The organism is Paraburkholderia caffeinilytica, assembly GCF_046030355.1.
In the GTDB taxonomy this organism is placed as follows: domain Bacteria; phylum Pseudomonadota; class Gammaproteobacteria; order Burkholderiales; family Burkholderiaceae; genus Paraburkholderia; species Paraburkholderia caffeinilytica_B.
In genome coordinates, this window is sequence record NZ_JAQQCQ010000015.1 from 126,159 (window position 1) to 145,671 (window position 19,513).

General features: G+C 63.3%; 21 protein-coding genes. 20 read left to right on the forward strand and 1 reads right to left on the reverse strand.

From position 1 onward, the window contains the following. Positions 1-9: 9 nt before the first annotated feature. From PQQ95_RS22435 to PQQ95_RS22530, 20 genes are all read left to right on the forward strand, one after another. Positions 10-360, forward strand: a complete 351-nt coding sequence (locus tag PQQ95_RS22435; RefSeq protein WP_408440758.1) for a BON domain-containing protein — start codon at positions 10-12, stop codon at positions 358-360. A gap of 59 nt (positions 361-419) precedes the next feature. Next, positions 420-1,796, forward strand: coding sequence for an amidohydrolase family protein (locus PQQ95_RS22440; RefSeq protein WP_408440761.1), 1,377 nt, complete (start codon positions 420-422; stop codon positions 1,794-1,796). 49 nt (positions 1,797-1,845) lie between these two features. Further along, a complete protein-coding gene (locus PQQ95_RS22445; protein ID WP_408406518.1) occupies positions 1,846-3,549 on the forward strand; it encodes a GMC family oxidoreductase in 1,704 nt (567 codons plus the stop codon). 157 nt (positions 3,550-3,706) lie between these two features. Further along, entirely contained in the window at positions 3,707-5,203 is a 1,497-nt protein-coding gene (locus tag PQQ95_RS22450) for a class I adenylate-forming enzyme family protein (RefSeq protein ID WP_408440764.1), read from the forward strand. Then, positions 5,203-5,982, forward strand: a complete 780-nt coding sequence (locus PQQ95_RS22455; RefSeq protein ID WP_408440767.1) for a citryl-CoA lyase — start codon at positions 5,203-5,205, stop codon at positions 5,980-5,982. Before PQQ95_RS22450 ends, PQQ95_RS22455 begins: the two co-directional genes overlap by 1 nt. A gap of 59 nt (positions 5,983-6,041) precedes the next feature. Continuing rightward, complete coding sequence (locus tag PQQ95_RS22460) at positions 6,042-7,001, forward strand: VOC family protein (RefSeq protein WP_408440770.1); 960 nt, start codon at positions 6,042-6,044, stop codon at positions 6,999-7,001. A gap of 8 nt (positions 7,002-7,009) precedes the next feature. Next, a complete protein-coding gene (locus PQQ95_RS22465; protein ID WP_408440772.1) occupies positions 7,010-7,678 on the forward strand; it encodes an alpha/beta hydrolase in 669 nt (222 codons plus the stop codon). A gap of 12 nt (positions 7,679-7,690) precedes the next feature. Beyond that, positions 7,691-8,749 carry a maleylacetate reductase gene (locus tag PQQ95_RS22470; protein WP_408440973.1) on the forward strand — a complete coding sequence of 353 codons (1,059 nt, stop codon included), beginning with the start codon at positions 7,691-7,693 and terminating at the stop codon, positions 8,747-8,749. A gap of 43 nt (positions 8,750-8,792) precedes the next feature. Further along, positions 8,793-9,584, forward strand: coding sequence for an NIPSNAP family protein (locus tag PQQ95_RS22475; protein WP_408406526.1), 792 nt, complete (start codon positions 8,793-8,795; stop codon positions 9,582-9,584). After that, on the forward strand, positions 9,581-10,948 hold the full coding sequence (locus PQQ95_RS22480; RefSeq protein ID WP_408440775.1) for an amidohydrolase family protein: 1,368 nt from the start codon (positions 9,581-9,583) through the stop codon (positions 10,946-10,948). The genes PQQ95_RS22475 and PQQ95_RS22480 overlap by 4 nt, the downstream gene beginning before the upstream one ends. An 84-nt stretch (positions 10,949-11,032) precedes the next feature. Further along, complete coding sequence (locus PQQ95_RS22485; RefSeq protein WP_408440777.1) at positions 11,033-11,899, forward strand: dioxygenase family protein; 867 nt, start codon at positions 11,033-11,035, stop codon at positions 11,897-11,899. 4 nt (positions 11,900-11,903) lie between these two features. Continuing rightward, positions 11,904-12,248 carry a YciI family protein gene (locus PQQ95_RS22490; RefSeq protein WP_408440780.1) on the forward strand — a complete coding sequence of 115 codons (345 nt, stop codon included), beginning with the start codon at positions 11,904-11,906 and terminating at the stop codon, positions 12,246-12,248. Further along, positions 12,170-13,123, forward strand: coding sequence for an NAD(P)-dependent oxidoreductase (locus tag PQQ95_RS22495; RefSeq protein ID WP_408406533.1), 954 nt, complete (start codon positions 12,170-12,172; stop codon positions 13,121-13,123). The genes PQQ95_RS22490 and PQQ95_RS22495 overlap by 79 nt, the downstream gene beginning before the upstream one ends. Before the next feature lie 80 nt (positions 13,124-13,203). Then, entirely contained in the window at positions 13,204-14,460 is a 1,257-nt protein-coding gene (locus PQQ95_RS22500) for an amino acid ABC transporter substrate-binding protein (RefSeq protein ID WP_408440783.1), read from the forward strand. A 17-nt stretch (positions 14,461-14,477) separates the two neighbouring features. Continuing rightward, positions 14,478-15,359, forward strand: coding sequence for a branched-chain amino acid ABC transporter permease (locus PQQ95_RS22505; RefSeq protein WP_408440786.1), 882 nt, complete (start codon positions 14,478-14,480; stop codon positions 15,357-15,359). Further along, positions 15,356-16,333, forward strand: coding sequence for a branched-chain amino acid ABC transporter permease (locus tag PQQ95_RS22510; protein ID WP_408440787.1), 978 nt, complete (start codon positions 15,356-15,358; stop codon positions 16,331-16,333). The genes PQQ95_RS22505 and PQQ95_RS22510 overlap by 4 nt, the downstream gene beginning before the upstream one ends. After that, positions 16,330-17,061 carry an ABC transporter ATP-binding protein gene (locus PQQ95_RS22515; RefSeq protein ID WP_408440789.1) on the forward strand — a complete coding sequence of 244 codons (732 nt, stop codon included), beginning with the start codon at positions 16,330-16,332 and terminating at the stop codon, positions 17,059-17,061. The genes PQQ95_RS22510 and PQQ95_RS22515 overlap by 4 nt, the downstream gene beginning before the upstream one ends. Before the next feature lie 16 nt (positions 17,062-17,077). After that, entirely contained in the window at positions 17,078-17,782 is a 705-nt protein-coding gene (locus PQQ95_RS22520; protein ID WP_408440791.1) for an ABC transporter ATP-binding protein, read from the forward strand. 3 nt (positions 17,783-17,785) lie between these two features. Continuing rightward, entirely contained in the window at positions 17,786-18,175 is a 390-nt protein-coding gene (locus tag PQQ95_RS22525) for a nuclear transport factor 2 family protein (RefSeq protein ID WP_408440794.1), read from the forward strand. A 302-nt stretch (positions 18,176-18,477) separates the two neighbouring features. Continuing rightward, positions 18,478-18,747, forward strand: a complete 270-nt coding sequence (locus PQQ95_RS22530; protein WP_408440797.1) for a DUF1488 family protein — start codon at positions 18,478-18,480, stop codon at positions 18,745-18,747. Positions 18,748-19,043: 296 nt separating this feature from the next. Here PQQ95_RS22530 and PQQ95_RS22535 read toward each other — a convergent pair whose 3' ends face one another. Further along, the gene (locus tag PQQ95_RS22535) at positions 19,044-19,466 is read right to left on the reverse strand and encodes a hypothetical protein (protein WP_408440799.1); all 423 of its coding nucleotides are present in this window, start codon (positions 19,464-19,466) and stop codon (positions 19,044-19,046) included. Positions 19,467-19,513: the final 47 nt, after the last annotated feature.

Below are 19,513 nucleotides of genomic sequence, written 5' to 3' on the forward strand. Positions count from 1 at the left end.
GAGAACCAGATGAACTTTCGTGGATGTCTGATGCTGTTGGCCGTTGTCTTTTCGCCGGTGTCATGGACGACGGCGTATGCGCAGCCGGCCTTTGAGCCAGCCGCGTCCGATGCGCCAGGCGATGCGCGTGCGCTCAAGCGTGCGGATCGCACGCTGGCGAAGAGCGTCGAGCGCACGCTGGCGAAAGCGCGCGGTCTCGACGCGAGCCGCGTGTTCGTGCGTGCGAAGAGTGGCACGGTCACGCTCGAGGGTTCAGTGCCGTCCGGCGAGCAGATTCCGCGCGTCGTGCGGGTGGTCGACGGCGTGGCAGGCGTGCATTCGGTGGTGAACCGGCTCGCGGTGCAGTCGGCGGGACAGTGAACCGCCGCGGAGCGCGCCGGTTTGAAAACAATTTGTAGTTCTATTCATCGATGGAGGGAATGATGGTACAGCGCACCTTGATTCGCAACGCGAGCGTCATCAGCGTGGACCCGGCGATCGGCAACGTCGACCACTGCGACGTATTGATCGAAGACACCACAATCCGCGCAGTCGGGCCCGGGCTCGATGCGGGCGGTGCCGAAATCGTCGACGGTACGGGCACGATCGTGATGCCGGGCATGGTCGACACGCACCGACACATCTGGCAGACCACGCTGCGCAACATCGCAGCGGACTGGACGTTGGACCAGTACTTCGCGGGCGTACGGGGCCAGCTCGGTGAGCATTTTCGCGCGGAAGACATCTACATCGCGAATCTTGCGGGCGCATACGAAGCGCTGAACGGCGGCGTGACGACGGTGCTCGACTGGTCGCACAACATGAACACGCCCGAGCACACGGATGCGGCGGTCGGCGCGCTGAAGGCCTCGCATGGCCGCTTTGTGATGTGCTATGGCAATTCGAACGACGAATGGTTGCCGGTCAGCAATCTGCCGACATCGCAGGACGTGCGGCGTGTGAAGCTGCAGCACTTTTCTTCGTCGGACGATCTGGTGCAGCTCGGCATGGCGCTGCGCGGCCCGCAGTACGCGACCGAGGCGGTCACGCGCGACGATTGGGCGCTCGCGCGGGATCTCGATGCGCTGATTTCGGTTCATGTGGGTGACGGCGCGTGGGGCAAGGGGCGTCCGGTGGCATGGCTCGCCGACAATGGGCTGCTCGGCGAGGACGTGATCTGTTCGCACTGCAATTCGCTTGCGGACGACGAATTCCAGTTGATGGCCGACTGGGGCTGCTCGGCCTCGATGACACCCGAAATCGAATTGCAGATGGGACACGGCTGGCCCGTGACCGGCCGTCTGCTAAAGGTGGGCATGCGGCCGACGCTCGGCATCGACATCGCGACCTGCAACAGCGGCCACCTGTTTCAGGTCATGCGCACCGTGCTGCTCGTCGAGCGTGCGTGGGCGCACGACCGCGCGGACCGCGGCGGATATTCGGTGGAGCGCCTGCCGGTCAACACGCAGGACGCGATCGAGTTTGCAACGATCAATGGCGCGAAGGCGTTGCGTCTTGACAGCCGGATCGGCTCACTGACGCCGGGCAAGGACGCCGACATTGTGATGATCCGCGCGGACAACCTCGAAATGGCGCCGCTGAACAATCCGGTGGGTGCGGTGGTCCTCGCAGGGCATCCGGGGCTCGTCGATACGGTGTGGGTAGCCGGACGCGTGGTCAAGCGCGGCGGCAAGCTGGTTAGCGTCGACGAGCGTCAGGTGCTCAGTGAGCTTACGCGTTCGCGTGACTACGTGCTCTCAAAGGCGGGTGTGAAGCCGGGCGAGCGCTTCATTCCGGCTCCGTATCAGCCGCGCTGAATGTGCCGCCGCACCGCTTGAACAATCCACTGAGGCAAAAGGAGCTAGCGTGGGAACAGTGACGACTGATTTTCTCGTGGTGGGCGGCGGCAGTGCGGGCGCGGTGATGGCCGCACGGCTCTCGGCTCATCCCGCGCATCGCGTTGTGCTGGTCGAAGCGGGCGATGACACGCCGCCTGGCGCGACACCTGCGGATATCGAAGACACGTTTCCGAGTTCCACGCTCAATCCGCACTATTTCTGGCCGGGACTGCAGGCGATGGTGGTGTCTGGAGAGGCGCCACGACCGTATCCGCAGGCGCGCGTGATGGGCGGCGGCTCGAGCATCATGGGGATGTTCGCGTTGCGCGGGCTGCCGTCCGATTACGCGCGCTGGACCGCGGCAGGGGCGCGTGGCTTCGGCTGGGACGACGTTGCCGCATGCTTCGACAAAGCCGGGGACGACCACGACCACCCGCGCAACGGCATGTGGCGCGGCGCGTGCCCGATCACCCGGACGCCGCGCGAGCAATGGCCGGAGTTCGTGCGGCGCTTCGAGCACGCGGCGGCCGGGCTGGGCTTTCCGTTTGCGGACGACATCAACGCGACAGCGGACGACGCCTTCTTCGCGATGCCCGCTAGCTGTGATGACAACGCGCGCTCGTCGAGCGCACGCTGCTACCTGACCCGCGAAGTGCGCGCACGCGAAAACCTGACGATCCTGCCCAACACCAGCGTGACGTCGCTGCGATTCGACGGTCATCGCGTGGTTGGCGTCAACGTAATCCGTAAGGGCGAAACATTCGCGCTCGATGCGCATGAGGTGATCCTCTCCGCCGGCGCGATCCATTCGCCGGCAATCCTGATGCGCGCCGGCATCGGCCCTGCCGACGACCTCGTGCGGCTCGGCATCAAACCGATGGCGGACCGGCGCGGCATCGGACGTAATCTGCAGAACCATGCGTACCAGTTCTTCGCGCTGACGCTGCCGCGCGCAACACGCCTTCAGGCGCACGTACGGCGCTTCGCGGTAGCAGGATTGCGTGCGTCGTCAGGGCTGCCCGATTGTCCAGCCGGCGACCTGATGCTGTTCATGCTCGGGCGCGTCAGCCCGCGTGCGTTCGGCACCGACGTGGCGATGGTAGGCTCGGCGCTGTATGCGCCGTTTTCCACCGGTGCGGTGACGCTCGCGAGCGCGAGTCCGCAGGTCAACCCACGCATCGATTTCCGGATGCTCGACGACCCGCGCGACGCGCCACGCGTGTTGAAGGCTGCACGGCTTGCCGAACGGTTGCTGCGCGAACCGGCAGTCGCCGCGAGCTACGGCGAAGCGTTCCTGTTGCCAGCGGGTATGGCGCTCAACCAGTTCAATCGCAGCGGCGTGGCCGGCGCGCTGATCGCGGCGGGTGCGAAGGCCGTGCTGAATTCGCCCGCTGCGCTGCGACGGCGTGCATTCAGCCTCGCGTTTCCTGAGGCGCAGCCGCTGGCCGGCCCGCATGGGGGCGCGCAACTGTCCGATGCGCAGTTGCTGTCGTCGATTGCGCCAATGGGCCATCCGGCCGGCACTTGCGCGATGGGGCGCGAGGGCGATCCGCTGGCGGTCGTCGACGACGGTTACCGGGTCTACGGTATCGATGGCCTGCGTGTCGTGGATGCGTCGGTGATGCCGGTCATCCCCAGCGCCAACACGCATCTGCCGACGCTGATGCTCGCCGAGCATGCGGCGGCGCGCATTGCTGGCGTGCCCGCAACCGCATTCGCCGAACCGGCATAAGCATCCCCGGCGATGGGAGAGAACCTGACAGCCGGCGGGATCAGGGTATCTCCGAATGTTCGAACATTTGAATAAAGTCGCATACTCATCTTACAGACTGACGGTCCGCTAATAGTTGCGGTGTGAGCGGTCCACTTCATTCCCGGAGAAAGCACGTATGTACCCTGTTGATTTCCTTTGGCGCGCAGCCCATCGGCATCCGAACCGGATTGCCGTGGTCAGCCCCGCCGGCAACCTGACTTTCAGCGCGCTCGCCGAGCAGGTGCTGGCCCGCGCGGCAGCACTCACGCGCCTCGATCCGTTGCCGCGCAGCCGCGTCTGCGTGGGCGCGGCGAACAGCGTCGATCACCTCGTGGCGATTCTGGCGATCCTGGCTGCGGGCAAGGTCTGGGTGCCCCTCAATCCGCGCAACGGCGACCCGGAACTGCGGCGCATTGTCGAGTTTGTCGAGCCGTCGCTAGTGCTCGCCGATGCGGCCATGCTCGAACGGCTCGCGGGCGTGCCGGTGCCGCTGCGTCCGCTGGACGATCTGATGCGCAACGTTGGGGATATCAGCGCGGTTGCGTTCGGTCCGTATGCTCGTGGCGGCGTGAGCCTCGACGATGCGCAGGCGATCAAGTTCACCGGCGGTACGACGGGATTTCCGAAGGGCGTCATCCAGCCGCTGCGTGCATGGAATGCGAACATCGCGACGCAGATCCACGAACTGGGGCTCACGCCGGACGACCGCTATCTGGTCGCCGCGCCGATCACGCACGGGACGTCCACCTACATGCTGCCGCTGCTGGGCGCGGGCGGCGCGCTGATTTTCCCGGAGCACACGAATCCAGCGGGTCTGCTGGATGCCGCCGCCGCGCACGACGCGACGATCTTTTTCGCACCGCCCACACTGATTCTCGCGCTGGTGGAGGAGCAGCGCCGGGCGCCGCGGCGGCTCGCCGCGCTGCGCTATCTCGTCTACGGCGGAGCGCCGATGCGACCGGAGCAGATTCGCGCGGCGCAGTCGGTGTTCGGGCCGGTGCTGTGTACCTCGTTCGGCCAGACCGAGGCGCCGCAGATCATCACGTTCCTGCCGCCGGCCGCAATGACTGGGGCGCACCTCGCGTCGGTGGGGCGGCCGTCCCTGATGACACGCGTGGCCATCGTCGGCAAGGACGGCACGCCGTTGGCGATCGGCGAAGAAGGCGAGATCGCCGTGCGCGGCGACCTCGTGATGAGCGGCTACCTGAATGCAGAAGAGGAAACGCGCAAGACACTCGTCGACGGCTGGCTGCGGACCGGCGATGCTGGCGTATTCGACGAGTGCGGCTATCTGTTCCTGCGCGACCGAATCCGCGACGTGATCATCACCGGCGGATTCAATGTCTATCCGGGCGATGTGGAGGTGGTGCTGTCCACGCATCCGGCGATCGCGGATTGCTCAGTAGTCGGTGTGCCCGACGAGAAGTGGGGCGAGGCGGTGCATGCAGCGGTGCAACTGCGGCCAGGTATGAGCGTGGACGTCGACGAGCTGATCGGCCTCGTCAAACGGGAGCTGGGTTCGGTGAAGACGCCCAAGCACGTGCATCTGTTCGATTCGCTGCCGCGCAGTGCGGTCGGCAAGGTGCTCAAGCCCGCCATTCGCGACACAATCATCAAAGAACGGAGCCACTGATGAGCGCGTCTCACGATAAACACACGCCGCACACCACGCTGTGTCACTACACCACGCGCGCCGTGTACTACGGTGACGATGATCTGGTGGGCGATCTGCTGGGTAAGGCGAGCTTTGTCGACGTGTTCATGAAACAGACCTTCGGCAAGTTGCCGACGGACGCGCAGCGCCGCATCGTCGACGCGGTGCTGGTGACGCTGATGGAGCACGGCATGACACCGAGCGCTATCGCCACGCGGATGATCTATGCAAGCTCGCCGGAGAATCTGCAGGCCGGCGTCGCGGCCGGGTTGCTGGCGGTGGCGAGCCGCTTTGTCGGCACGATGGAGCCCGCGGCGGAACTGCTCGACCAGATCGTCGCGGCGGGCGAGAACGGCGCCGCCGAAGCGCGGCGGATCGCAACGGACTACCGCGCACGGCGGGAGGCGGTACCTGGCTTTGGCCATCATCTACACAAACCGGACGACCCGCGCGCCAGCGCGTTGCTGCACATCGCGCGCGAGACCGGCACGTTCGGTGCGCGCTGCGCGGCGCTCGAACGGCTCGCCGCCGAAGTGGACGCGGCGGCGGGGCGTCACATCACGATCAACGCAACCGGCGCGGTGGCAGCAGTGCTCGGCGACATCGGTATTCCTGCGCAGTTGATGCGCGGCTTCGCGGTGTTGAGCCGCGCGGCGGGCCTGATTGCGCATATCGCCGAAGAACAGCGCGACCCCTCGGGCCGGTTCATCTGGGACCTGGTCGACGGCGCCATGACGTCTGAAAAACAGGTGGGCTGATTCCACCAGCCGCGCCCGCGCGCACGACACCATCCACGATCGAGTTGAAGGAGACAAACATGACTGAAACAAACCAGACGATCCAGCGCCATCATCACATCACGCTGTGCGTCGGAACAGCGCAGGAAGACTACGACTTCCACACAAAGGTCCTGTCGCTCAAAAGTGTGAAGAAGACGCTCATTTACGACGGTGTCGCCCCGGTCTACCACCTGTACTACGGCAACGACATCGGCGAGGAAAGCACGCTGATCACCTGTTTTCCCGTTGCCCATTTCGGCCGCAAGGGGCAGCGCGGCGCGGGGCAGATCGACAGTCTGGCGCTGTCGGTGCCGGTATCGGCCATTCCGTTCTGGGCGAAGCGTCTCGCCGATCACGGGTTCGACGTGAAGCGCTCGGAGCGTTTCGGCGAACAGGTGCTGAGTTTCGCGCATCCCTGCGGCGTCGGCTACGAGTTGATCGGCATCGCCGACGATGCACGCAAGCCGTACTCGAACGGCGAGGTGCCGGCCGAGCTGGCGATTCGCGGACTGCACACGATCGGCGTGAACGTGCGCGAGACGGAAACGTCGCAGGAATTCATGGAGAACGGCTGGTCGGCGCGCGAGGCGGCGCGCGACGGCAAGTACTCGCGCTACGCGTTCGGCGACGGCGGTTCAGGCAAGTTCGTCGACTACGTGGTCGAGCCGGATCTGCCGCAGGCCAGCTGGACCTACGGAGCGGGCATCGTGCATCACTGCGCGTTTCAAGTGGCGGATCGCACGGTGCAGGACAAGGTCAAGGCGAACCTGGAAGGCCTCGGATTCACCGATACCTCCGAGCGCAAGGATCGTGGGTACTTCGAATCGATCTATGTGCGCACGCCGAGCGGCGCGATGTTTGAGGCGACGGTGTCGAAACCCGAGGGTTTCATGATCGACGAGCCTTATGAGGAACTCGGCACGAAGGTGCAGATTGCGCCGCAGTTCGAAAGCCAGCGCGCGACGATCATGGAGTCGCTGGAAACGCTTAAGTATTGAACGCATCGATGTCGAACTCTGATCCACATCTTCATATGCCGTTGAGCGTGTTCGGCGCGCCCGCATGCGATGCGACGCTGGCCGTCATTCTCGTGCATGGCCGCGGACAGTCGCCCAGGTGGATGCACGAGCAGGTCGTACGCCGTTTCGCGCGTCCCGATGTTGCGTGGCATGCGCCGGCCGCAGCGGACGGTTCGTGGTATCCGCAGCGCTTCATCGAACCCATCGAGGCGAACGAGCCGCGCCTCTCGCGGGCGCTGGCGCGGCTCGATGCGGTATCCGGCGCGCTGCGCGAACAGGGCATCCCCTACGAAGCGCAGGTGCTGATGGGTTTCTCGCAGGGTGCATGTCTGTGCAGCGAGTTCGTCTGGCGTATGCGGCGGCGTTATCGCGCGCTGGTCGCATTCACCGGAGGCCTGATCGGGCCTCCGGGCATGCATCGCGACGTCGCGCATGGTGTGCTTCAGCACATGCCGGTGCTGTTGTCGACGTGGGACGATGACCCGCATGTGCCAGCCGGCAGCGTGCGCGAAAGCGCGGCATTTTTCGAAAAAGCCGGCGCGGCCGTGACGTTGAAGATCGAGGGCGCAACCGGGCACGGCATCCGCGACGCCGAGATCGGCTATGCACGGCAGATGCTCGCAGATGCCGCGTCATCCCATCACGACAAGAGGTAAGCCATGCAGACCATGCAGTCCTTCGTGCACGAAACCCGTGCGAGCCGGGTTTTCTTCGGCCCCGGCACCCGCCGGTTTCTATCGCGCGAACTCGACCAGCTCGGCGTGCGGCGCGCGCTCGTGCTAACCACGCCGGAGCAGACGGAACTCGGCCAGGAGATCGCCGCGATTCTCGGTGACCGATGTGCCGGCGTGCTGGGTAGCGCGGTCATGCACGTGCCGATCGAGGTTGCGCGTAGTGCGATAGACGCCGCCCGCCGGTTGGGCGCCGACGGCTGCGTCGCGGCCGGCGGCGGTTCGACGATCGGTCTTGCCAAGGCGATCGCGCTCGAATCCGATCTGCCGATCGTCGCGTTGCCGACGACCTACGCGGGCTCGGAAATGACGCCCCTATACGGCATCACCGACGACGGGATCAAGAAGACTGGGCGCGACTGGCGCGTCTTGCCCCGCACCGTCATCTACGACCCCGAACTGACGCTGACACTGCCCGCGACCTTGAGCATGACGAGCGGCATGAATGCGATCGCGCACGCAGCTGAAGCGCTGTACGCGCAGGATGGCAGTCCGGTCTACAGTCTGATGGCCGAAGAAGGCATTCGCGCGCTTGCGCATGCGCTACCGCGACTGCGTGAAGCGCCGGCTGACCTCGATGCGCGCGGCGATGCGCAATATGGCACCTGGTTGTGCGGCACGGTGCTCGGCAACGTGCAGATGGGGCTGCATCACAAGCTGTGCCACACACTCGGGGGCAGCTTCAACCTGCCTCACGCGGAAGTGCACACGGTGATCCTGCCGCATGCGCTCGCGTACAACGCGAATGCGGCGCCGCAGGCGATGGCCCGCATCGCGCGCGCGCTCGAATGTCCACAGGCAGTCGCCGGGCTCTACACGTTGGGCCAGTCGCTCGGCGTGCCGCGGTCGCTGCGGGAACTCGGCATGGCGGCGGACTCGCTCGATCGTGCCGCTGATCTGGTGGTGCAAACGCCGTATCCGAATCCGCGGCCGCTCGAACGAGAGGCGATCCGCGCGTTGCTACAGCGCGCCTATGATGGCGCTGAGCCAGACTGATGCCACACGCTCTGCGCGAAACCAGTCAGGAGGTATGCCAGCCATGTTGATCGAACACCGTTCCTACACTCTGCGACTGGGTGCTGCCGATCTGTTCTGGAATGCGCAGCGCGAACGCGGCGAGCACGGTTTGCAGCCGATACTCGAGCGTCTGATCGGTTCGTTTTCGACGTGCACCGGCTCGCTGGACCAGATTGTCAGCCTGTACCGATACGACGGTTTTGATGACTGGCAAACGCGTCTGTTGGGGCTTTATGGGCGTGCCGGACTACAGGCGTACTTCGATCGCGTTCGCCCACTGATTGTGCATCAGGAGAGTAGATTTCTCGTGCCCGCGCCGCTGCCCGAATTGACGCCTCACTGGGGAAACGGCCATGACTGGCTCGCCGCGCAGGGACCGCTGTTCAACGCATCGCTGTCCAATGCGCAGCAGCAGGCAGGCGTTGTTGAGGAGACTACGCTGAGCTTTTCCGCCGGCGGGGTGCCCGCCTGCTGGAATGCCTTTCGGCAGCATGCGCTTGTCGAAGACCCGGTTGCGATGGAAGGGCTGTTTGCCGGCTTTAGCAGCGTTGTCGGCGCACTCAATCAGGTGCTGCTATACCGGTTCTTTCCTGACGCTGAGGCTTGGTCGTCGCATCGCGCGGCATTGCAGGCGTCGGCGCGCTGGAACCGATTTATGCATGAGATCGCGTCGCTGAGCGTGGGCAGCAACCGCCAGTTGCTCACGCCTTCTCGCATTGCGGATATGTCGCCGATGTTTGCGAATCGAGCCGAAGATGGCCGTTCGAAACATGAATTCGATTCGTATATCGAAGCAGGCAAGGAGACGATATGACGCCCACCCGCATACTGCTCAAAGGCGCTACGGTGGTGACGATGGATGACACGCTCGGTGACTTCCCCGCGGCGGACATCCTGATCGAAGGAGACCGGATCGTCGCGGTAGGCCCCTCATTGTCGCATCACGACGCCGAGATCGTTTCGCTCCCGGGTCGCATCGTGATTCCCGGACTGATCAATGCCCATATGCACACGTGGCAAACGGGGCTGCGTACCGTTGCGGCCAACTGGACGCTGCTCGAATACTTTCGCTGGATGCACGCGGGGCTTGCAACCTGTTTCACCCCCGCAGATATTTTTTGCGCAACCCAGGTCGGTGCGTTGAACCAGATCAACTGCGGGACCACGACGCTGGTCGACTGGTGCCATAACAATCCAACGGCCGCGCATACGGATGCTGCGCTGGACGCACTGATCGACGCAGGTATCCGCGCGACATTCATGCACGGTACGCCCAAGCCGGACCCGCAGCCCGGGCAACCTCATTTTTCTGAAATTCCGCATCCACGCAAGGAGATTGAACGCCTGTTGCACGAGCGATTCGAGCGAAGCAACCGTCTTGTGAACCTCGGACTCGCAATTCTTGGGCCGCATTACTCGACCCTCGATGTCGCGCGGCACGATATCCGTATGGCAATGGAGCTCGGTCTCGTCGCTTCGATGCATCAGGGCGGTGGGCCGGAAAAGGCGGTTGGGGGCTGGGAAGCGCTCGATCATGAAGGATTGCTTGGGCCGTGGATCAACATCGTTCACGGCAATGATCTGAGCGACGAACGGATGGCCCGCCTCGTACAACGCGGTGCGAGCTTTTCAATTACGCCTGAGGGAGAGATGACGCAGGGCCATGGCTTTCCGATCGTGGGCCGGCTGCGTGAGCTCGGTGCAACGCCGTCAGTGGGCGTGGATCTCGAATCGATCATGTCGGGCGACATGTTCAGCGTGATGCGCACGGCGCTCGGCATGCAGCGTGCATTCGACAACGCAGCGAGCCGCCAGGCGAGCGGCAAGATCCCGGAGACGTCGACGATCACGACGCGCGAGGCGCTCTCGTGGGCCACGACAGCCGGCGCGCGGATGCTCGGGATGTCGGCGCGGATCGGCAGCGTCACACCGGGCAAGCAGGCCGACCTGGTTGTGATCGACGCAACCGCAATCAATATGTGCCCGGCGCATGATCCGGTATCCGCGGTCGTGATGCAGGCCAGTCTCGCGAACGTCGACAGCGTGATGATTGCCGGCAAGTGGCGGAAGCGGCACGGCCGTTTGCTCGCGGACGACCTGCCCGCGAAGCTCGAACGCCTTGCCTGCTCAGGCCGACGAATTACTCGGACGATGAGCTTGGGAGCAGGCGGGCCGTAACGACACCTTGTCGACCGGGAAATGGGCGTGTCGCCCGAGCCCAGTCAGGAAACACTTTTGAATTTCAATCGAAACGGAGACGCTATGAGAAACATGACCGAAACTGAACTGACCGAAGTGGTGCTTGAACGGTACTCGAATACGCCAGACGAGCGCTTGCGCACAGTCCTGCAGTCGTTGATCCGTCATCTGCATGTGTTCGTGCGTGATGTGCGCCTGACGGAAGGCGAATGGATCGCAGGGATCGAGTTCCTGACCCAAACAGGCCAGATCAGCGACAACAAGCGGCAGGAGATGATCTTGCTGTCCGACAACCTGGGTATCTCTGCGCTCGTCAACATGGTCAGCGCCGGCGTGGAAGAAGGTGCGACGGAGTCGACGGTTCTCGGACCGTTTTACGTGCCGGGGTCACCTGAGCGGCAATGGGGGGAGTCGGTGCTGCTGCGTGAGGGCGACGACACCCCGCTGGTGATTCACGGTCGAGTGGTCGACGGCGACGGAAAGCCGGTGCCCGACGCGACGCTCGAGATCTGGCAAACCGACGCGAACGGTATGTACGACATCCAGGACCGGTCGCAACCCGAGGACAACCTGCGCGGCTGGTATCGCGCGAAGCCGGACGGCGAGTTTTTGATGAAAACGATTCGGCCCACTTCTTATCCGATTCCGACGGATGGTCCGGTCGGCGTACTGCTGCACGCAACGGCACGGCATCCGTTTCGTCCCGCCCACGTGCATGCGATTGTGTCCGCGCCCGGGTTCAGGAAGCTCACGACGCACCTGTTCGACGCCGAAGATACCTATCTCGATTCGGACGTCGTGTTCGCGGTGAAATCGTCTCTGATCCGCGAGTTCAAGCGTAATGACTCGCCGGAGGCCGCGGAGAAATTCGGTGTTCGCGGACCCTTCTGGGAGCTCGCGAACGATTTCGTACTCACCCGGAACGGATAAGGCCATGTTCTTCGCCGTGATTGCCAGGGATCATCCCGATAGCACCGCGCTGCGTGCACAAACGAAAGCGCGCCATAGCGCCCATCTCGATGCCGCCGCCGAAGGATTGCGGGTGCTCCAGACCGGACCGCTGCTTGATGAAAAGGGCGCTGAGGTGAGCTCGTTGCTGATCCTCGAGGCCGATGCGATCGAAGCCGTCCAGGCCTTCATGAAGGCTGATCCATATGCACAAGCCGGACTCTTCGCACAGGTGGAGATTCATCAGTGGGTATGGCGTCGCGGCAATCCGTATCTGACCGATGGCGGGACGGGACATGCAGTTGCAAAGACACAGGAGACAAAGCGATGAACATCGTGTGGTTGGGCTTCGGCAAGATGGGTGAACCGATGGCTGCGCGTGTCGCGGCGGCCGGACACGTGGTGAACGTATTCGATATCAGTGAGGAGCGTCGTACTGCCGCGCGCTCCCTGAATCTGGCCGTTGTCGAATCGCTAGAGGAGGCAGTCGCCCGCGCGGACGCGATCATCAGTTCGCTCCCCAACGACGCGGTCGCGTTGAACCTTCTGGCAGGTGAGGGCGGTGCGCTGCGACACGCGAAAGCGGGCACGCTCCTGATCGAAACCAGCACCATTTCGGTCAGCGCCTCCGCTTCCATCGAGAACACCGCTGTCGCGCAGCAAGTCGGCTATCTCCGTGCGCCGGTCTCCGGCTCGGTTGCCGCTGCGGCGAACGGCACGCTGACGACGTTCGTATCAGGCCCGGAAGCCGTGGTCGAGCGCACCCGGCCGATTGTCTCGGCCTGGGCCTCGACGATCCGCGTGGTGGGCGATGCGGAGCAGGCGCGCGTGATGAAGCTCGCGGTCAACCTGATGGTGACCACGCTCGTCGCGAGCCTCGCCGAGGCGTACGCACTGTGCACGAAAGGCGGCATCGCGCCGAAGGTTGCGCTCGACGCGATCAGTGCAAGCGCCATTGGCTCGCCGCATCTGAAGTTCAAGGCCGACGCGCTCGAACGCCTCGACTTCACCCCGACCTTTACCGTCGCGCAAATGCGCAAGGATCTGAGGTTGATTGCCGACGGCGCGCGCGAGCTTAGCGTGCCGGTCCTGCTGGGGTCGACGGTCGAACAGATCATGGCCGCCACCGAAGCCTCCGGCTTCGGCGACGAAGACTACCTTGCGTGCGCAAAGGTGATTGCGAGACTCTCTGGCCTGACGGTTTAGCACCTTGGACCTGCGACTGCTTTGCCGTGGCGCCGCTCAGCGGACCATCGATACGAACACTATAAATACGGAGACGCATCATGTTGAACAGGAGAAGCTTTACCCGCGCGATGGTGGCGGTGGGCGCGGCAGCCATGCCAGGTGTCCGGCTGTTCGCGCAAAACAGCAAACCTTTGAGGATCGGCTTTAGCATCGCCCAGACGGGTGTGCTCGGGCCGGGCGGCAAGTCCGGTCTCGTCGCCATGGAAGTCTGGCGCGATACGGTCAACGCGAAGGGCGGCGTGCTCGGCCGGCCGGTGGAACTGGTTGTCTACGATGACCAGTCGAACGCCGCCTCCGCGCCCGCCATCTATTCGAAACTCATCGACGTCGACAAGGTCGACCTGCTCCTTTCGCCTTACGGGACCAATGTCGCCGGTCCGATCGTTCCGTTCGCCAAGGAGCGTGGCCGCGTACTGTTCGGGATGGCGGCAATCGGCATGAACGAGAAGATCGGCTACGACCGCTACTTTTCTATCGGGCCGTGGGGACCCGATCCGCAACTGACTTACCAGGCGTTTTTCCAGCTTGGGAAGGAGAACGGGCTCAAGCGCGTCGCGATCCTCGCGGCGTCCGCGGAATTCCAGCAGACTGCGGCCAGTGGCGGACGCCTGCTGGCAAAGCAGAACGGCATGCAGGTCGTGTTCGACCAGCAATACCCAGCCAATACGACCGACTTCAGCGGCCTGTTGCAGGCGCTGCAACAGGCCCAGCCGGACATCGTTTATGTCTGCTCGTATCCGGCCGAGTCTGCTGCGATCGTGCGAGGCATCGATGAAATCGGCTTGCCGCCAAGCGTGCAGTTGTTCGGCGGCGGCATGGTCGGCGTGCAGAACGCCTCCTTGCTTGAATCACTGGGTTCGAGACTGAACGGCATCGTCAATTACGACCTGTTCTCTATCGATCCCAAGTTGCGCCAACCGGGCAGCGCCGAGTTTCTGGCCGCCTACGCACAGCGTGCGGCCGCAGCCAGGGTCGACCCACTGGGACACTTTGTCCAGCCTTACTGGTACGTGGCGGGCCAGGTGATCCAGGCTGCCGTCGAGGCCACGCGCGGCACCGATGACAGGGCGATCGCCGCCTGGTTGCACTCGAATCAAGTGCAAACGATCGCCGGCCCTATCCGCTTTGGAGCCAAAGGGGAGTGGACCGACAACCGCGTATTGATGTCCCAGTTCCAGGGTGTAGCGAACAACGACGTCGCGCAATTTCATACGCCGGGCAAACTCGCGATCGTGGCGCCGGCCCGCTATAAGTCGGCGCCATTCAGGCATCCGTTCGCGACCGCGCACGCATAGGTCCGACGGCCATCATCATGGACTTCTCTATCCATCTGCTTCTCAGTGCCCTCATCTCGGGGCTGCTGCTGGGCGCGTTCTACGCGTCGATCGCGAGCGGGCTTGCGCTGGTGTTCGGCGTACTGGAAATACCGAATCTCGCACATCCCGCCGTGGTGGTCGCCGCAGCGCTTCTCGTTCACACACTCAATAGCTGGGGGCTCGATCCACTACTGTGCGGCCTGCTGCTGGCACCGGTTTTCTTCGTGGCGGGCGTCGGGTTCTACAAACTCTATCGTGTCGTTTTCGAGTCGCGCGGGAAGGTCGATCCGCTCAGGAGTTTCTCGTTGTTCTTCGGGATTTCCTTCCTGATCGAAATCGCGCTAATCCTGACTTACGGGGTGGACTTCCAGAGTGTCGACGCGCCTTACATCGGCCGAGCGCTCGCGATCGGAACGTTTCGCGTGCCTTACCGGATGCTCGCCTCTTTTGTCTGTGGCACGGCCTTGCTGTTCGGCTTGCAGCAGTACCTGAGCCGCACGATGACAGGCCGTGCGATTCGTGCGGCCGGGTACGATCAGGGCGCGCTGCCGATGCTGGCGATCAACCCGGCGCGCATCCGGCAACTTGCGTTCGGTTTGTCGCTCGCGACTGCTGCAGTCGCTGGTGCGCTGATGATAGTGATCGGCCCCGTGCAGCCGTCCGCCGACCGGGTCTATATCGGACGCGCGTTCGCCGTGGTCGTGCTGGCCGGCATGGGCTCGGTGACGGGTGTCTACGTCGCGGGCATCCTGCTTGGCATCGCGGAAAGTGTGGTGCTGACCGTGTTCGGCGCATCGTGGGCGACAGCGGTGTCGTTTTCATTGGTGCTGGTGGTGCTCGCGGTGCGACCCGCCGGACTGTTCGGGAGAATGCGATGAGACGCCTGTCATGGTTCTGGGTGGGGTGCGTGGCCTTGCTCGCGAGTGCCTGGCTGTTGACCCGGCTTGTCACCAACGAATATGTCTTCTTCGCGGGTGAAGTGGTGCTGCAGTTCATCGCGCTCGCAACGGCGTGGAATATTGCAGGCGGTTATGCGGGTTACGTCAATTTCGGTACGGCGGGGTTCTTTGGCATCGGCGCTTATGTTGCCGTCGCCGTCTCGCAGGCGTGGGGCGCACCGCTTCCCTTGCAGATTCTCGCGGCGCTGGTGGTGGGCGGATTTCTCGGGTTTGGCGTCGGCTATCTTTCTGTCCGTCTGCGAGGGATCTACTATTCGATCGCGACTATCGCCGTCGCCGTGATTCTCGAGGCGGCGGTCGTCAACTGGCCCTACGTCGGCGGCGCTCAGGGGCTGTCGATCGTCAGGCCCGCGGCGCCACTCGGCTTTGCGAACTACACCGCGTTTCTCTTTGTCGTGATGGCGTTTCTCGCGATTGCCTGCGTTGCGGTGGCGCGTGGATTAGAACGTTCGCGGCTCGGCCTCGCGTTCGGTTCGATCCGTGACAACGAGGCAGTCGCGGAATCGTGCGGAGTGCCGACGCTACGCACGAAGTGCATTGCCACGGCGATATCCGGCGCGTTGATGGCCGCAATCGGTGCGCCGTATGCGCTTTATGCGTCATATATTGATCCGGGCACGGCGTTCAACATGAACTACAGCTTGTCGGCGCTGGCCATGGCGCTGCTCGGCGGTACGCTGTCGTGGCCCGGTCCCGTGATTGGCGCCCTGGTTCTGTCGCTGATCGAGCAGGGATTGACCGTCACCGTATCGCCTGAGTTGAATCTGCTTGCAATCGGGCTGATCCTGGTCGGTGGCGTGGTGTTCCTGCCCGGTGGGCTCTACCGGTTGCTGAGGACGTGGAAGCGTCCGCGCGGCGAGATGCGCGCCGCGCAACGAAGGAGGACTGCATGAGCGAAACGCTACTGGGCGTCCACAATGTGACGAAGCGCTTTGGCAGTTTTGTCGCGCTGTCCGATATCTCGCTTGAGATCGGCGCGGGCGAACGGATCGGCATCATCGGCCCGAATGGGTCGGGCAAGACGACCCTGATCAACTGTGTATCGGGCCGGCTGCGCCCCGAAAGTGGGTGCGTCATGTTCGGCGGGGAGGACGTGACGCGCATGCAGCCGCATCGGCGCGCGCAGCGTGGCCTCGCTCGCACCTTCCAGATCCCGCAGCCATTTCACGGCATGACGCTGGTCGAGAACCTGTACGTACCGCTCGAATACGGTGCAAGGGGCACGGAGAGGCCGAACCGGGCCGCGCTACGTGAATCCGCGTTGCGAATCCTGGACAGTCTGGGGTTAGGCGGCAAGGCGGACGAGGGGTGCGGGTCCCTGTCGCAGATCGAACTGCGCAAGCTTGAACTCGCAAGGGCGCTGGCCGTCAATCCGCGTCTGCTGGTGTCTGACGAGGCGATGGCGGGGTTGTCCGCAAGCGAGGTGGACGAGGTGCTCGACATCCTGTTCGCGCTCGCCGATCGCGGCATCACCGTCATCATGATCGAACACATCATGCACGCGATCATGCGTTTCTCCGAGCGGGTGCTGTGCATCGTGTCGGGGAAGCTGATCGCCGCCGGGCCGCCGGACGAGATCGTCCGTCATCCTGAAGTACAGAGGGCCTACATCGGTGACTAGCCTGACTATTCAAGACGTGGTTGCCGGGTACGGCGCCGTCAACGTGCTGCACAAGGTATCGCTCGACGTACCCGATGGCCATATGGTTGCGCTGCTCGGTACCAACGGCAACGGCAAATCGACGCTGATCAATGCGATCCTCGGAATGGTTCGCGTGCGTTCGGGGAGCATTATTTTGCGGCGCAATGGCACCGCTTATCCTCTGCACGAGATGCCGACGGAGGCGATCATCGATCTCGGCGTTGGCATCGTGCCGGAGGGGAGGCGGCTATTCGGCAACCTGAGCGTGCGCGAGAACCTGCTGCTGGGTGCCTGGCGCAAGACCGCCCGAGCCGTACTCAACCGTAATCTCGACGCGATGTATGAGACGTTTCCGATCCTGCGCGAGCGCGCTGCACAACTGGTTGGCACGATGAGCGGTGGCCAGCAGCAGATGGTCGCGATAGCACGTGCGCTGATGACTGAACCCTCCATTCTGCTGATCGACGAACCGTCGGTGGGGCTCGCGCCGGCTATTGTCAAGCAGACCATTGAACAGATTCGCCTGCTCAAGGAGAGTCGTGGTCTGACGGTATTGATGGCGGAGCAGAGCTTTCATCAGGCGACCGAAATTTCCGATTCCGCATACGTTATCGCTCACGGCGAGATTGTGATGTCGGGCGACGACATGCGGTCCCTCGGCGGCGAAGAGGCCGTCCGGGCCGTCTATCTAGGAGCATGAAAAATGAGTGAAGAAAATCAGGCGATCGAACAGGTTCAGCAACTCGAAGACGCACGGTACGCGGCGATGGTGAGCAAGGATATTCCAACGCTCGAGCGCTTGCTGGACGACAAGCTGATCTATATGCACTCGACTGGCGTTGCCGACACCAAATCCAGCTACATCGAGGGTCTGCGCACGGGCATCTGGGACTACCATGGCATCGATCGCACGGAGCCGCAGTACCAGGTCGATGGCGATATCGTGCTCGTGTTCGGCAAACTGGCGATTCGTATGATTACCCGCGGCGTGTTCAAGGCGTTCGAGAGCCGGGCGCTCGCCGTCTGGGTCCGAAAACCTGAGGGCTGGCGCTTGCTTGCTGTGCAGTCGGGTGCGATTCCGAATGCGAGTTGAGGGGGTGTCCATGCCGCCGCCGTGTGTCTAATAAGCGCGGTCCGCGCGACGCATGCTTGGGAGAGAACACGGGGCAGCGCGTCTGGAAAACGTCGATCGGTGCGGTCTGCACCGCTAGTTGGTTGGGCTGAGGAAATCTGAACCTAGCATTAACCGCGCTATGGTGATCGTCGTTTACGGGCGCTTGGCGGGGCTGAATCGTTACGTCGTTGACGATCGCGCTCCTGTAATTTCTGGTAGATTTACCGCTGCGCGGCGCAGTACCAATACAAAGACCGCGAATGACATCGTCGAGGTGCATCATGGAAGTTCTTGATTGCGCGCCCGCCGTCTCGCCGGACGGCCGCGCCGTGGTTTTCATGCTGTCGGCCCGCGGCCGCGACGTCGAAGGCACGGTTGCGCGCGCCGCACTCGAAGAACACTTCTGGCTCCCGCCTGACGCCGACGCGGCACGCACGCTCAAGATATTCGAAAACGGTCGCAACCGCATCGTCGCGGTCGCCCAAAGAAAGTTACTTGCACGGCCGGACGAGCCGCTGTGGCTGACCGTCAACGACTTCGTGACTCGATAACCGACCATTGGCTGGCGATGACTGTCGTACCGATGGGCGCCTGATAAACATCAAAAGCACGATCGTTCAATTGTTGGATCTTGGTACCTATGGTGTGATGTTGCGTTGGTTTGGTTTTTCCGGTCTGGTTGTATTTCAACCGGAAGGCGGCCGAGTTATCCATAGGGTGGCCGCTTTTTTTGGCATTTGCTGTTGCGTCACGGTTTCGAGGGCGTTTGTTGCGCTGGTAACAGTGGGGCGACGCAACGGGATGTTGATCTGGGGAACGCTCCGCCCGGCCTCCGTGTTGCGTCGATTTACGTGGTTTGCGTTCTTGAGCCCACGCCGAGTTGCCACAGCAGGTCGATATTTTTCGGATAGAGGGCAACGTCCTCAGGTGAAGCGTGGATGATCGAATGCCCGTGGCCATCCGCACTGTCGACATGCGCTGACCAAGGATAGTCCATGCATCGGCAGATGTCCTTGATGCCGTCGCCGTATTCTTTCAGCCTTTCCGGCTCCCATTTGCGTACAACGTCGAGCGCCAAGAGCACCGTTAGCGTGCTTTTCCTCTCGCCGATGTGCCGGACCGGCGATAGCAGGCCACTAACGTAAAGCGCCATGACGGCATCAATCACGCGGTCGTCATGATCTTCATCCCAGATGACCGCGAAGCCTAGGAAGGCGCATCGGTCGAGTCGATTCAGAAACTCGTCCTGCCACACGGGCGTGCGCAGCACGGAGTAGTGGGTTCCTCGGCCAAGTTTTCCGACCGAGTGCATTTAAT